The sequence below is a fragment of the Oleiphilus sp. HI0128 genome, from assembly GCF_001635365.1.
In genome coordinates this window covers 1-626 of the sequence record NZ_LWGG01000449.1, presented here as the reverse complement: position 1 = coordinate 626, position 626 = coordinate 1, and the positions used below count along the sequence as shown (strand labels likewise).

Annotated in this window: 1 protein-coding gene; it reads left to right on the top strand. The window is 46.3% G+C overall.

Annotated elements, in window-relative coordinates:
- The coding region (locus tag A3763_RS05465) for a DmsC/YnfH family molybdoenzyme membrane anchor subunit (RefSeq protein ID WP_197482789.1) at positions 1-626 on the top strand (626 nt) is incomplete at both ends.

The following is a 626-nucleotide window of genomic DNA, read 5'->3' as shown; positions in this document are numbered from 1 at the left end:
GGGTGCGATGATTTTTGTTCAGGCCTTGGGTTTATTCCTTTCTACGCTGCACTTGGGTAAGCCTTTGCGTTTCTACCGTGGGTTTAATAACTTGCGTTGGTCACCACTTAGTCGGGAAGCCTTGGGTATAGCCATGTTCTTCGCGGGCCTATGTGGCTATACCGTGTTGTCTGCGATCAATGAATGGTTGCAGTTGGGTATCCTAGATTTGCTGATATCTATTGCGGGTGGTTTTGCGGTGATCTCTGCTTTGATAGGTTTGTACTTCATGCACTGTATCTATCGAATTAAAGCTCGCCCGTTCTGGAATCATTGGCAGGTATTGACCAGCTTCTTTGGCAGTATGTTTAGTGTCGGCGGAATTGTTTTTGCCGTGTTTGCTTGTATTGCTTATTCGCTTCAAGATTTAAGCTTTGCACCACTTCTGAGTGTCTTGTCTGGTCTGGTCTTTATTGGCTTGCTGGTTGAGTCAATAGGTCTTGTTGCTCATGCTCGTTACCTGAATACTGAACAGGGAGAGGGCGCAGCAGCGCACTACATTCAGTGGACGACGTTTGGCAATACTTACTTGGCGAGAAACGTCAGCTTAGTGCTTGGCTTGCTTATCTCTGCAGTCTTCTTTATCT